At 61.8% G+C, this 12,807-nt stretch carries 12 protein-coding genes; 8 read left to right on the forward strand and 4 right to left on the reverse strand.

Annotation, left to right across the window (positions count from 1 at the left end; genetic code table 11):
* Positions 1-50 precede the first annotated feature (50 nt).
* The 3 genes from miaB to RDN59_RS04975 are packed head-to-tail and all read left to right on the forward strand — an operon-like array spanning position 51 to position 3,383.
* A complete protein-coding gene (gene miaB, locus RDN59_RS04965) occupies positions 51-1,613 on the forward strand; it encodes a tRNA (N6-isopentenyl adenosine(37)-C2)-methylthiotransferase MiaB (protein WP_308606875.1) in 1,563 nt (520 codons plus the stop codon).
* A 20-nt stretch (positions 1,614-1,633) separates the two neighbouring features.
* Positions 1,634-2,266 (forward strand): hypothetical protein, encoded by a 633-nt coding sequence (locus tag RDN59_RS04970; protein WP_308606877.1) that lies wholly within the window; start codon positions 1,634-1,636, stop codon positions 2,264-2,266.
* 28 nt (positions 2,267-2,294) lie between these two features.
* A complete protein-coding gene (locus RDN59_RS04975; protein WP_308606878.1) occupies positions 2,295-3,383 on the forward strand; it encodes an alkene reductase in 1,089 nt (362 codons plus the stop codon).
* Here RDN59_RS04975 and RDN59_RS04980 read toward each other — a convergent pair.
* Both RDN59_RS04980 and RDN59_RS04985 read right to left on the reverse strand, forming a co-directional pair.
* Positions 3,365-4,441 (reverse strand): GNAT family N-acetyltransferase, encoded by a 1,077-nt coding sequence (locus tag RDN59_RS04980; protein WP_308606879.1) that lies wholly within the window; start codon positions 4,439-4,441, stop codon positions 3,365-3,367. The two genes, RDN59_RS04975 and RDN59_RS04980, sit on opposite strands and share 19 nt — an antisense overlap.
* 14 nt (positions 4,442-4,455) lie before the next feature.
* Positions 4,456-5,772: a DUF349 domain-containing protein gene (locus RDN59_RS04985; RefSeq protein ID WP_308606880.1), complete on the reverse strand. Its 1,317-nt coding sequence runs from the start codon at positions 5,770-5,772 to the stop codon at positions 4,456-4,458.
* A gap of 131 nt (positions 5,773-5,903) precedes the next feature.
* On the opposite strand from RDN59_RS04985, the gene RDN59_RS04990 reads away from it, so the two are divergent.
* From RDN59_RS04990 to dapF, 3 genes are read left to right on the forward strand one after another with little or no spacing between them, the layout of a single operon-like run.
* Positions 5,904-6,536: a hypothetical protein gene (locus tag RDN59_RS04990; protein ID WP_308606881.1), complete on the forward strand. Its 633-nt coding sequence runs from the start codon at positions 5,904-5,906 to the stop codon at positions 6,534-6,536.
* The gene (gene miaA / locus RDN59_RS04995; RefSeq protein WP_308606882.1) at positions 6,536-7,462 is read left to right on the forward strand and encodes a tRNA (adenosine(37)-N6)-dimethylallyltransferase MiaA; all 927 of its coding nucleotides are present in this window, start codon (positions 6,536-6,538) and stop codon (positions 7,460-7,462) included. The genes RDN59_RS04990 and miaA overlap by 1 nt, the downstream gene beginning before the upstream one ends.
* A gap of 11 nt (positions 7,463-7,473) precedes the next feature.
* On the forward strand, positions 7,474-8,310 hold the full coding sequence (dapF, locus tag RDN59_RS05000) for a diaminopimelate epimerase (RefSeq protein ID WP_308606883.1): 837 nt from the start codon (positions 7,474-7,476) through the stop codon (positions 8,308-8,310).
* 18 nt (positions 8,311-8,328) lie between these two features.
* Here dapF and RDN59_RS05005 read toward each other — a convergent pair whose 3' ends face one another.
* Both RDN59_RS05005 and RDN59_RS05010 read right to left on the reverse strand, forming a co-directional pair.
* Positions 8,329-8,862, reverse strand: coding sequence for a hypothetical protein (locus tag RDN59_RS05005; RefSeq protein ID WP_308606884.1), 534 nt, complete (start codon positions 8,860-8,862; stop codon positions 8,329-8,331).
* 21 nt (positions 8,863-8,883) lie between these two features.
* Positions 8,884-9,666: a hypothetical protein gene (locus RDN59_RS05010; protein ID WP_308606885.1), complete on the reverse strand. Its 783-nt coding sequence runs from the start codon at positions 9,664-9,666 to the stop codon at positions 8,884-8,886.
* 123 nt (positions 9,667-9,789) lie between these two features.
* Between RDN59_RS05010 and hflX the strand changes: the two genes are divergently transcribed.
* Entirely contained in the window at positions 9,790-11,268 is a 1,479-nt protein-coding gene (gene hflX, locus RDN59_RS05015) for a GTPase HflX (RefSeq protein WP_308606886.1), read from the forward strand.
* Positions 11,269-11,302: 34 nt separating this feature from the next.
* Positions 11,303-12,583 carry a solute carrier family 23 protein gene (locus RDN59_RS05020; protein ID WP_308606888.1) on the forward strand — a complete coding sequence of 427 codons (1,281 nt, stop codon included), beginning with the start codon at positions 11,303-11,305 and terminating at the stop codon, positions 12,581-12,583.
* Positions 12,584-12,807: the final 224 nt, after the last annotated feature.

The raw sequence follows: 12,807 nt of genomic DNA on the forward strand, positions 1-12,807 counted from the left end.
GGGGAGGTTTGTGTAACAAATCCATAACACTTACATGCTGTTGAGGCATTATGAGTAGTGGGGTGGGCCAGTTAGAATGTCCCCACGTGAGCTCCCCCGTAACTAATAACCAGCCCCGCACCTATGAGGTGCGGACCTTTGGCTGCCAGATGAACGTTCATGATTCCGAGCGCATTTCCGGCCTGCTCGAGGAGGCCGGCTACTCGGCGGCGCCGGATGGCGCCGAGCCTGACCTCATCGTATTTAACACCTGTGCCGTGCGCGAGAACGCCGACAAGCGCCTGTACGGCACCCTGGGTGCGCTGAAGAAGACGAAGGAAAACCATCCCGGCATGCAGATCGCGGTTGGCGGCTGCTTGGCGCAGAAGGATAAGGACACCGTCTTGGACCACGCGCCGTGGGTAGACGCGGTTTTCGGAACCCATAACATGGCGGCCCTTCCGGCATTGCTTGAGCGCGCACGTCACAACAATGAAGCGCAGGTGGAAATCGTCGATGCCCTCGAGGCCTTCCCTTCCGTACTTCCGGCAAAGCGCGAATCCGCCTATGCCGGGTGGGTCTCAGTCTCCGTGGGCTGTAATAACACCTGTACTTTCTGCATCGTCCCTTCGCTGCGTGGTAAAGAGGAAGACCGTCGCCCCGGAGATATCATCGCAGAAGTTCAGGCCTTGGTAGATCAAGGCGTGTCCGAAGTAACTCTGTTAGGGCAGAACGTCAACGCCTATGGCGTCAACTTCGCAGACCCAGACCTGCCGCGTGATCGCTTCGCCTTTTCCAAGCTGCTGCGTGAGGTAGGCAAGATTGAGGGCCTCGAGCGCCTCCGCTTTACCTCCCCACACCCTGCTGAGTTCACGTCCGATGTCATCGACGCCATGGCGGAGACGTCGGCTGTGTGCCCGCAGCTGCATATGCCGCTGCAGTCTGGATCTGACAAGGTCCTCAAGGACATGCGCCGTTCCTATCGCACGAAAAAGTTCTTGGGGATTCTCGACGAAGTTCGTGAGAAGATGCCCCACGCGGCAATTACCACCGACATCATCGTGGGCTTCCCGGGAGAAACCGAGGAGGATTTTGAGGCCACGATGGACGTGGTTCGCCGCGCCCGCTTCGCCTCCGCTTTCACTTTCCAGTACTCGCCGCGCCCCGGCACCCCGGCCGCAGAGATGGATAACCAAATCCCCAAGGACGTTGTGCAGGAGCGCTTCGAGCGCCTTGTCGCCCTCCAGGATTCCATTCAGGCAGAGGAAAACACCAAGCTAGTCGGCACTGATGTAGAGCTGTTGGTGCAGGCGGAAGGCGGCCGCAAGGCCGCCGAGACCCACCGCCTCACCGGACGCGCGCGTGATGGTCGCCTTGTTCACTTCGCACCAGTCGATTCCGCGGGCAAGGACATCTCTGCGGAGATTCGCCCCGGTGATGTTGTGCACGCCACCGTGACGGATGCAGGCTCCTTCTTCCTGGTGGCTGATTCCGGAATCAGCGAGCACCGTCGCACGAAGGCCGGCGATATGTCGGCGGCGGGGCAGACGCCCACGACGGCACCGATTGGCGTGGGGTTGGGGTTGCCGGGCGTCGGCAAGCCCAGTGCTCCTGCCGATTCATGCGGCTGCTAAAAGGGGGTAGGCTCCGTTTTATGAGTGATGACTTGAAGTCCGTTCACGATGCCGTCGCTGCTGAGAAGCGCGCAGCGCAGACTCTCGAATTGGGAAAGCACAAATATGTGCTCATCGTGTCTGTCCTGGCGTGGGCCGCTTACTTGGTTTTGCCCTATGCCGGTGACGCCCGCGGCTGGGAAGCTCTCTTCGTCGGTGGAACGGCCGAGGGCGTGCGTATCTCCCTCATGGAAACCGTCAGCGCATGGCTAGCGCTGGGTGGTGTGGGGATCTTAACCACCGCCACGATTATCACTCGCCGGACCAAGCTGGCCCTCGTAGCGTGGATGATGACGACGATTTCTTTCTTCGCTAATCTGTGGGGATTTTGGTACCGGGACAGCGCCGCGGATGGCGCGGCCATCGGTATGTACGTGGGCGCCTTCTCGACGTTGGTGGCCTTTCTTGTGTACTGCCAGGTAGCACTGCGCCGCAGCCCCGAGCAGTTGGCTGCCGCGGAACGCGTGCGTGAGGTCGCCGGTCAGCTCGATCACGTGGGAGTCCTGCAGACCGAAGCCGCTACCGAGCTGCCGGCAGAACAGAATCCGCTGCTTATCGACGACCGCCGCTCCCGCGCGGCCTCCCGCCACCGGCGCCAGCAGGGCGAGGAATAAGCGCTACGAGAATCGTGTTGTGGAGTGCATGACTACACTCTTCGACTCACTTGAATTGGGACGACTAACCCTGCCAAACCGTGTGACCATGGCAGCGTTGACCCGCTCACGGGCAGGTCGCGATGGCGTCCCCACGCCCCTGCATGAGACGTACTATTCACAGCGTGCCTCCATGGGTCTTATCGTGACGGAGGGCGTATTTCCTACGGTGACCAGCCGCGCTTTCCCTGGCCAGCCCGGTATCGAAACTCCGGAACAGATTTCCGGCTGGCGGCGCGTGGCCGATTCCGTACACGAAGCCGGCGGACGCATTTTCATGCAGGTGATGAACGGCGGGCGCCTGTCTCATGCCAGCCTCCTCGAAGGGACAGAACCGGTGGCTCCTTCTGCGCTGGCGTCAGGCACTGCGGTACGGGATTTCGAATCCCGCAAGAAGTGCCCGGTGCCCCGTGCCCTCGACATCGAGGAACTACCGCGCATTGTCGATGAGTTCCGCCACGCTGCCCGCAATGCCATCGACGCTGGCATGGATGGCGTGGAGCTTCATGGTGCGAACGGTTATCTGCTGCACCAGTTCCTTTCTCCGAGCTCCAATCACCGAGAGGATGCCTACGGCGGCACCCTGGAGAAGCGCTACCGCCTGGTAGTGGAGATCGTGCGTGCCGTGGCCGAGGAGATCGGGGCCGACCGCGTAGCTCTGCGCCTGTCCCCGCAGCACAATATTCAGGGCATTGAGGAAACCGACGCTGCGGATGTGCGTGCCACCTATGGTGGGTTGCTGCGCGCAGTCGCAGACCTTGGTTTGGCCTACGTCTCCTTCCTGCATGCAGCGCCTACGGGTGAGCTCATTACTGATCTGAGCGCCGAAGCGCGTGCTAACGGGCGTACCCGAGTCATCCTGAATTCGGGATTTGGACAGGTGACCCAGCGCGCAGAAGCCGAAGACCTAGTACAGCACGGTGATGCCGTGGCCGTAGGCCGGTTGGCCATCTCCAACCCGGACCTCGTTCGCCGCTGGCAGGAGGAGCTTCCTGTCACTGCGCCGGATGAGGCCACGTTCTATACGGGTGGAGCGCACGGCTACACCGATTACCCGTTCTATACGGTTAGCTCGTAGGCACTGCTCGCCGAGATGACGTGCGCGCCGAGACGCGCGTAGAGCGCATTCATCGCCGGATCCGCCTGGGCAACTGAGCAGTAAGCCCGGCGGACGTCGGGCCAGTGATGCGCCACCGCATACTGGGCATGCTGCTTGGCGCGTGTAGCCAAGCCACGCCGGCGCTGTTCGCGGTCTGTCACGGTAAGAGTCCACTCGCATACCTCAGGGTCCGCATCGCCGTGGCGGGAGAGTTCAGTAAGTGCGACGACGCGTCCTTGTTCGACAATGCCGACGAGGAGCGTATGTCCTTTGCGGGAGCGCAGCCGTGCGTGCGCTTCATTCAGTCGCTGTCGTGTCCATACGATGGGCTCGACGCTTAAGTCACCGTAGACCGCGTCGGTGGAGGCTAGAGTGAGCAGGTGCAGGACATCATCAAGCAGCTCCTCCGGGATGTCGTAGTCGGGCCACACCTGTGCACCAACCACTGGGGGAGTGGGGGCAATCTCGACGAACATCTGGCGCTCGGCGTGCTTGCGACGAAACCCGAGCTCAAGGTAAGCCTGCGACATCGGGTCATAGGTATGGTCCGCGTCTGGCGGGTACAGCATGCCAACCTGGGCAGTCGTGCGGCCCAGCTGGCGGGTAAGCCGGAGTGCCTCGCGGGCGAGGGATCGCGTGACCTCGAGAGCTTCTGGTTCTAGTTCCTCCCCGGGCAGGGGCAGGAGATCCGCGGCGAGGACGCATTCGATATCGGCGTTCTCCGTTTCTTCCAAGAGCGGAAGGGAGATGTGGATGAAGCCATCGAAATCGATTTCGGGGCTGGGCTCTGCCGCTGAGATAACGGGTAGACCCAGCTCACCAGCCCACCCCAAGGCGGAGTCAGTCAGCCCAAAGAGATAGGTGAGCGACTCTGTCGAGCCCTGAAGGCGTTGGAGAACGCGGCGTGGTGAGCCGCTGGCAGCGGGATCGCCACTGGCCTCTTGGGCGGCGAGGTTGGCGTCGAAAACGAAGCTGCGCAGGCAATCCGCCGGCTCAGCTGAGGCCGAACCCGGTGGCGCGACAATCTGAACGAACACTCAGACCGAGGGTGCTACTTGTCGTTGACAGCAGCCGCTGCGGCATCCGCGAATTCCTGCCACTGCTTGGCCTGGGCACGCAGATCTTCCGCCTTCTTGGTGTTGCCCTTGGCCTCGGCAGCTTCTGCCTGCGCGGTGAAGTCATCAACCTTGGACTGGAACTGGGCCACGCGGGCCTGGGCTTCCGGGTCCGTACGGCGCCATTGTGAATCCTCGGCATCGCTTACGCGCCTTTCCAGCGCTGAGATCTTGGCCTCGTACTCGCGCACCTGGTTGCGCGGAACGAAACCGATCTCTTCCCATTTTTCCTGCAGCTCCCGCAGCTTGGCTTTCGCCGAATCGATCGACTTGGCGGGATCAATCAGGGAATCATATTCCGCAATGAGCGCATCCTTGGCGGCGGCGTTCTCTGCGAACTGCTTGTCCCGCTCGTCATTGACGGCGTTACGAGCGTTGAAGAAATGATCCTGGGCGGCGCGGAAACGGGCCCAGAGCTTGTCGTCGATCTCACGAGGGGCGCGGCCAGCGGCCTTCCACTCCGTCATGAGATCACGGTAAGCGCGCGCCGTTTCGCCCCAGTTGGTGGACTCCTTAATTGCTTCTGCGCGCTCTACCAGCTCTTCCTTCTTGGCGCGGGCGGCCGCGCGGTTGCGATCCAGTTCGGCGAAGTGGGAGCCGCGGCGGCGGTTGAAGGAGTCACGGGCGCGGGAGTAGCGCTTCCACAGGGCATCATCCGTCTGGCGGTCGATGCCACGGATCTGCTTCCATTCCTCCAAGATAGCGCGGATACGGTCGCCGGCGGCCTTCCACTCCGTCGAGTTGGCGGCGATGTCCTCGGCCTCGGCGGCGAGCTTTTCCTTTTTGGCAATGGCCTCTTCGCGGCGACGAGCCTTGTCAGCCTGTGCCTGCTCACCGGCTTCTACGGAGTGCTCGATGATCGTGGCTAGGCGCTTGTCCAATGCCGCGATATCACCGATTACTGCCTGTGTAGGTAGGGACTCTCGCAGTTCCGCAGCAGTCGTCTTGATCGACGCGGCATCGCCCGGATGGGCTGTGAGGCGGGATTCTAGTAGTTCGATCTCGGTGGACAGATCGTCATAGCGTGCACCAAAGTGCGCCAAGCCCTCTTCCGGGGTGCCGGCCTGCCACTCGCCGATTTTGCGTTCGCCTTCGGGGGCCTTGACGAATACCGACCCGTCAGCATCAACGCGGCCCCACTGGGCGGGATCATTCTTTGCGGGCTGCACGGGACGTGCGGCCGGGGCAGAGGAAGACGGGCCGGGACGAGCGCCCTTGCGAGGCATGGCTCCAGGGGAAGGAATAGCGGACATGCTAAGAAACCACCTTCGGTATTATCGCGCCGCGCGACACGGCTGCCAGAACTTATGTGACACAACACTACCGTTTCCGCCGCGCAGCCGCGTGTTAACCCCGAAAAACTAACCTTATAGGATGGGAGTTGATGCAAAATCTCATGGTTATGCCAGCCTCACCGGCCTTGGCGGAAGAATTGTCACCCAGCGATGACGCGTCGCGCGCGCTCCTTAGCGCCGCCTGCGAGCTCACGCGTGATGCCGCACGCGTCAACGGTAGTGCACCGCTTAAGGTCGACATCGTGGGATCGCGCGATGCGCGCTGGCGTACCGAGCACACAGGAAGTTTGAGAGCGTGGGGCGCACCCCAGGTCGACGTCGGCGGCGGAAACTACCTGCCCGAGATAATGGCCCGCTACGTACTCACTAGCGCGCTCGGGGCAGAAAGCAGTCACCACGCCTTCACGGTGGAAGACTCCCGCGCCGACCTAGGGCAGGTGCGTTCCGGACGGTTCACAGTAGTGTGTGTTGATGGCTCTGCAGGCTTGACGGAGCGCGCGCCGCTCGCCCTCGTCAAGGGTGCACGGGACACTCACCTGTGGTGCGAAAGCGTGCTGGCCGGCGCGGAGGACGACTGTAACGAAGAGCTGCTCCATTCGACGGGAGTGCTCGAAACGGCACTGTGGGCGCAGCTGGCAGGCGTGCATCCACGGCATGCGGAGCTTCGGGCAGCGGATTCAACCCTCGGGGTAGGGCGCTATGTGGCGGGGTGGCAGTGCTAATGCCTAAGACTCTCAGCAGCGGCCCAACCCCGATTGCCGTCGTGGGCCCGACGGCCTCCGGAAAATCAGCACTCGGAGTCGCCTTGGCGCACGAGCTCGACGGGGAGGTAGTCAACGTCGATTCGATGCAGCTTTACCGGGGCATGGACATCGGCACGGCCAAGCTGACGCTGGAGGAGCGCGAAGGTATCCCGCACCATCAACTCGATGTGTGGGACGTGACGGAAACGGCGTCGGTAGCGCGCTATCAGTCCGCTGCCATCGCGGATATCGAGAGTATTCGAGCGCGTGGGAACACCCCGATCTTGGTGGGCGGCTCCATGCTCTATGTCCAATCACTCGTGGATGATTGGCAATTCCCGCCCACTGATCCGCAGGTGCGCGCTCGCTGGGAGGCCCGGCGCCAAGAGATTGGTACCGATGCTTTGCACGCAGAGCTTGCCCACGTGGACCCTGCCGCCGCCGAGATTATCGAGGACAAAGACCCGCGCCGCACAGTACGCGCACTGGAAGTCATCGAGCTTACAGGCAAGCCTTTCAAAGCCAGCCAGCCACCGAAGAACGCCCCGCCCCGGTGGGGCACGAGAATCCTCGGGTTGCGCACGGAAGCCAGCTGGTTGAACCCGCGCATCGAGCTGCGTAGCCGCCTCATGTTCGACAAGGGGCTGGTGGAGGAAGTCGAGAGCCTCCAAATCCGCGGCTTGAAGGCTGAGTCTACGGCCGGGCGGGCGATTGGCTATGCCCAAGTTCTCCAAGCCCAGCGCGGAGAGCTGACATGGGAGGAGGCAGTGGAGCGCACTATCACCGGAACCCGCCGCTATGTGCGCCGCCAGCGCGCCTGGTTCAACCGCGATAAGCGGATCCACTGGTTGGATGCTGCGGCTGACACGACCACGCAGGCTTTGCGTGTCCTCGAAGGGCGTTAGACTCTACAGCTATGAACTTTGCTAAAGGCCACGGAACTGAGAACGACTTCGTCATTGTGGAGGGAACCGAGCCGCTACCGCCGGAAAAGGTAGCGGCACTGTGTGACCGTCGAGCGGGAATCGGCGCCGACGGTGTACTGCGCGTCATCCGCGCCGGTGAGTTGCTTGCCAGCGGGGAAATCGATGAGCTCGCGCCGGGTATTAACACCGATGACTGGTTCATGGACTACCGCAACGCGGATGGCTCCGTGGCGGAAATGTGTGGCAACGGCACCCGCGTCTTCGCGCATTGGGTCCGCTCCCGTGGGTTGGTGGACACCGATACTTTCACCGTCGGTACGCGTGCTGGGGCCAAGCAGGTCACCGTCCACTCCTTCAATGAGACCGCGGCAGAGGTCAGCGTGGAGATGGGGGCAGCACAGGTGCTCGGTGTCTCCACCGCCTCGATGGCAGGAGAGAGCTTCGCCGGGCTAGGAGTGGATGTGGGAAACCCCCATTTGGCGGCCGTTATCCCGGGGCTTAGCGCAGAGGCCTTGGCTGGCAAGCGCCTTGAGCAGCCTGTCTTTGACACTGATTTTTTCCCGGCAGGCGTCAACGTAGAGTTGGTGACACCTTTGCGCGATGGTGTGATTCACATGCGCGTCTTCGAGCGCGGCTCGGGTGAGACTCGCTCGTGCGGCACCGGAACGGTAGCGGCAGCGTGCGCCGCGCTTGCCGATGCCTCCCACACCACCGGCCGCGTCCGCGTCATCGTCCCCGGCGGCGAAGTTCAAGTAGAAATCACTGAGGAAGGATCTACACTGACGGGGCCTTCGCGCATCGTAGCAACAGGCGAAACCTCACTATAGGGCTTTTCGGGACGGCGTTTAGCGCCCGTCCCCCTTTTTGTAGTTGGTGCCCAAGGCCAAGGCAGCGCGGCGGGCGGCCAGCCAGGCTTCTTTGAGTTCGGCGGCCCGATCATCGGCCACCTTGAGCAAGGATTCGAGTTCGCTGGTGCCAGTATCTGGCGAATTAATCCGCGCATCGAGACGGCGCAAGAAACGCTGCGCACCATGCATTTCATAGTGGAACGCTTCGATAGTGGGGTTCGTGCAGTCGACGTCGGCAAGCGCCGGGCGGTGAAGCGTGCGGTCCGCTAGTGCTTCAGCATCGTCGCTCGTAGCAAACGTGGCGTAGTCCTCGAGGACCCCCGTAATGTCCTCCACCGTGAGCGCGATGGAAGCCCGCAGCGCCGCATGTTCCGAGGCATCGGGGCGGGCGCCGACAAAGAGCCATAGCGCCCCGCAGATAAAGATGGCGAGAATAACTCCCGGCAGCTTCAGCGTCACAATCAACACCGCCGCGGTAACCCCGGCAAGGAGCAGGGCAAAACCCTGACGCTGAGATGCGGAAAAACTCATGCTTACGACTCTACGGTATGCCTAGTGGCCGCCGCAGCCCCCAGAGCCACAGGCGCAGCCGCCGTCGCCGCCACAGCCGCCGGTGGGCAGCGCAATCGAGGCGGTCAGCATCGCCGTTCCCGCGAGAACGGAATCCTTCGGTGGCAACTCGCCAAAGCTCTCCGGCAGGCACAGATCGAAGGGGAAGGTGCCATCCATGACGAGGTGCATGAAGCGCTCACCGGTGAGCTGGTTGTGGCGCCACTCGGATTCCATGACCCGTGCGGAAAAAGTGCAGCCCGGGGTGGGGGATTCGGCGCCGGAACCGGCCGCAACAATTGCCGCGCCAGTGGATTCAAACGTGGCTGGGTAGGCACCCTTCTCGGCTTCGTAAGCTTCAGTGCTGCCGAAGACGGTGACGTCGAGGCCCATCGCGGTGAGCTCTACCTGTTGCCACTGCTGGGTGTCCTCATCTGCCAAGAGCGGGCCCTGCGCCAGGTTCGCCGTTGCTTGCGCGAGAAGGTTTCCGAAAGGATCGATGATGTCCAGGTAAGCCAAGACATCGTTGATCATAGAGACGTGAGCGAATCCTTGGGTGACGCCCTCGAAACCGATAAAGGTGGCGAAAGGTTCGACGGCAAGGATATTGAGTTGCGCCCCGGAAGGATCCGAGAACTGAATAAGTTGTCCCCCGCGAACCTCCCCGGTGACTGCCAGCTGGTTGGTGGAAATGGCTGCTTCGACGGCGTCCTGCCAGCGCTCGTAGTTGAGGCCAATGGCCTGCATCTCTGGGTGGGTGGTCTCTTTGACGGTCATGCGGCCCATTGTATCTGGCGCCGCGATGACTCAAAAATGTTGTCGGTGAGCCTTGCCGCCGGGGATCGGCACAAGGTCGTGTGCAACGGAGATTCCCTGTTGAGAGGCGTGACGTGCAAGAATAGAAAACATATGACAAAAGAAACCCATGATGATCTCCTCGCGAGGGCTTTTGGTGAGCCCGCGCCCAAACCGCAGGTGCCGTCCACCGGTGATTTCGACCTCGCGGAGCGCAACGCTTTCCGGCGAGTGAACCGTAAGACCACGATCCGCTCAGAAGACAGCACGGACATCTACGAGGTGGAGTACCGCAAGCTCCGCCTTGAGCAAGTGATCTTGGTGGGCGTGTGGACTGAAGGTACCGTGGCCGAGGTTGAGGCCACGATGGCGGAGCTTGTCGCGTTGACGGAGACCGCGGGTGCGGAGGTTATTGAAGCCCTGTACCAGAAGCGCGACAAGCCGGATCCTGGAACCTATATCGGTTCCGGCAAGGTGAAAGAGCTCAAGGATATCGTGACTGCCACCGGCGCGGATACCGTGGTGTGCGACGGCGAACTTACCCCGGGCCAGCTCACGGCATTAGAACGAGCGCTCAACACCAAGGTTATCGACCGCACCATGCTCATCTTGGACATCTTCGCGCAGCACGCCAAGTCCAAGGAAGGCAAAGTCCAAGTCTCGCTCGCACAGCTGGAGTATCTCTACACCCATACACGCGGTTGGGGCGGTAGCCTCTCGCGCCAGGCGGGTGGCCGAGCCGGATCCAACGGCGGTGTCGGCCTGCGCGGACCCGGTGAAACCAAGATTGAGACGGATCGTCGCCGCATCCGCACGCAGATGGCGCTCTTGCGCAAGGAACTTAAAGGGATGAAGACGGAACGCGAGATCAAGCGCTCGCGCCGCGCATCCTCAACGATTGCGCAGATCGCTATTGCTGGCTACACCAACGCCGGCAAGTCTTCGCTCATCAACGCGATGACGGGCGCTGGCGTGCTGGTGGAGGACGCGTTGTTCGCTACCTTGGATCCCACCACGCGCCGCGCCGAGCTTGGCGACGGCCGCCAGGTCGTCTTCACCGATACCGTCGGCTTTGTGCGCCACTTGCCGACGCAGCTGGTGGAAGCCTTCAAATCCACCTTGGAGGAAGTGCTCGCAGCGGATTTGATGCTCCACGTGGTGGACGGCTCTGATCCTTTCCCGCTCAAGCAGATTGAAGCGGTTAACAAGGTCATCTATGACATTGTGAAGGACACCGGTGAGGAAGCCCCGCCGGAGATTATCGTCATCAATAAGATTGACCAGGCTGACCCCCTGGTACTCGCGGAGTTGCGCCACGCCCTCGACCGCGACAATGTCGTCTATGTCTCCGCCAAGACGGGGGAGGGCATCGATGAGCTCACTGCGCGTGTGGAGCTGTTCCTCAATTCCCAGGACGAGCATGTGCAGTTGCTCGTTCCGTTTACCCGCGGGGACGTGGTCGATCGCATCCATACCCAGGGCACCGTGCGCAGCGAGGAGTACACGGGGGAGGGCACGCTTGTCGACGTTCGCCTGCCCGCCTCCATTGCCGCCGAACTCAGGGAATTTCGCGTGGCCGGTGAGGACGCTTAGGTTTCGGTGCTCCCGTGAGCCATAATTATGGTTCGTGAGTAATTTTGGTTGGGCCGTCCACGGGGACGGAAAAACGATTAAGCCGGGCGCGGTCGTCGCACCCGAAGAACGATTGAGCTGGGGCCGCACCATCGGCATCGGCATGCAGCACGTAGTGGCCATGTTCGGCGCGACACTGCTGGTGCCCACCCTGACCGGATTCCCGGTCAATACGACGCTGCTGTTTTCAGGCCTGGGAACAATCCTATTCCTCCTGATTACCCGCAACCGCCTGCCTTCCTACCTGGGCTCTTCTTTCGCGTTCATTGCGCCGCTGAGTGCCTCCCAGCAATACGGCATTGGCGCGCAGGCAGGTTCCGTCTTAGTGACTGGCCTGGTCTTGGTGGCGATTGGTTTCGCGGTGAAGGCAGCGGGCCGCAAGGTCCTTGACGCCGTCATGCCGCCGGCTGTGACCGGCGCCATCGTGGCACTGATTGGCCTCAACTTGGCGCCCAATGCTGCCACCAATTATTCGAGCCAGCCTCTGGTTGCCACGGTGACGCTGGCGGTCATCATCCTGGCCACCGTGGCTGGGCGGGGCATGGTGTCGCGCCTGTCCATTCTGATTGGTGTCGTTGTCGGCTGGGCTTTCGCGGCCGCCACGGGCAACCTCGGTGAGGGCGCGGTGGAGTCCATCCGCGAAGCAGCGTGGATTGGCTTCCCACAGTTCCATGCGCCGGAGTTCCATGTTTCCGCCATCGCGGCGGCGCTACCGGTGTTGGTTGTGCTCATTGCGGAGAATGTCGGCCACGTCAAGGCGGTCTCTGAGATGACCAAACGCGATCTCGATGATTTGGCCGGTGACGCTCTCATCGCCGATGGCCTGGCTACCTCCTTAGCCGGTGGTTTCGGCGGCTCCGGTACAACGACCTATGCGGAGAATATCGGCGTCATGGCCGCAACTCGCGTCTACTCGACGGCCGCCTACTGGGTAGCCGCTATCACCGCTATCGCGCTGGCTTTCATCCCGAAGTTCGGTGCGCTGATCTTCACCATCCCCACCGGTGTGCTGGGCGGTGCTTGCATCGTCCTCTACGGCCTCATCGGCATGCTCGGCGTGCGCATCTGGATGGACAATAAGGTCAACTTCAACAACCCGGTGAACCTCACCGCGGCGGCGGTGGCGCTCATCGCGGGCATTGGCAACCTCACGCTCGACGTCTTCGGCGTGACGCTTGAGGGCATTGCCTGGGGCTCGGTTGGCATCATCGTGCTCTACCCGGTGATGAAGAAGCTTTATGGCACCATCGGTGAGGGTCGCAGCGCGAAGTATTAGACACACCCGCGCCGCCTGATCGGAGTAAAGGCACCATCTGGAGGCTTTGATTTAGAAAACCCCAGGTGAATGTGTGCAGAAGTCTGCATAAGGTGCTTTTATTTCGGTCCCTTTACAGCTCTCCCCACGAACTCATCATCCAGCCAGACATCATCACTGTCGGAATGAGCCTGTGCGTAGTCCAGCAGCTCTCGTACCGTGTGTATGTATACCTCGTCGTCGGG

This window comes from uncultured Corynebacterium sp. (assembly GCF_902489365.1).
Taxonomy (GTDB): Bacteria; Actinomycetota; Actinomycetes; order Mycobacteriales; family Mycobacteriaceae; genus Corynebacterium.

What these genes read in the sequence shown, in the direction of transcription:
- RDN59_RS05005 (WP_308606884.1), bottom strand. Translation starts at nt 8,862, where the DNA reads ATGAGTTTTTCCGCATCTCAGCGTCAGGGTTTTGCCCTGCTCCTTGCC.
- miaA (WP_308606882.1), top strand. Translation starts at nt 6,536, where the DNA reads ATGCCTAAGACTCTCAGCAGCGGCCCAACCCCGATTGCCGTCGTGGGC.
- RDN59_RS04985 (WP_308606880.1), bottom strand. Translation starts at nt 5,772, where the DNA reads ATGTCCGCTATTCCTTCCCCTGGAGCCATGCCTCGCAAGGGCGCTCGT.
- RDN59_RS04990 (WP_308606881.1), top strand. Translation starts at nt 5,904, where the DNA reads ATGCAAAATCTCATGGTTATGCCAGCCTCACCGGCCTTGGCGGAAGAA.
- RDN59_RS04975 (WP_308606878.1), top strand. Translation starts at nt 2,295, where the DNA reads ATGACTACACTCTTCGACTCACTTGAATTGGGACGACTAACCCTGCCA.
- RDN59_RS05010 (WP_308606885.1), bottom strand. Translation starts at nt 9,666, where the DNA reads ATGGGCCGCATGACCGTCAAAGAGACCACCCACCCAGAGATGCAGGCC.
- hflX (WP_308606886.1), top strand. Translation starts at nt 9,790, where the DNA reads ATGACAAAAGAAACCCATGATGATCTCCTCGCGAGGGCTTTTGGTGAG.
- dapF (WP_308606883.1), top strand. Translation starts at nt 7,474, where the DNA reads ATGAACTTTGCTAAAGGCCACGGAACTGAGAACGACTTCGTCATTGTG.
- miaB (WP_308606875.1), top strand. Translation starts at nt 51, where the DNA reads ATGAGTAGTGGGGTGGGCCAGTTAGAATGTCCCCACGTGAGCTCCCCC.
- RDN59_RS04970 (WP_308606877.1), top strand. Translation starts at nt 1,634, where the DNA reads ATGAGTGATGACTTGAAGTCCGTTCACGATGCCGTCGCTGCTGAGAAG.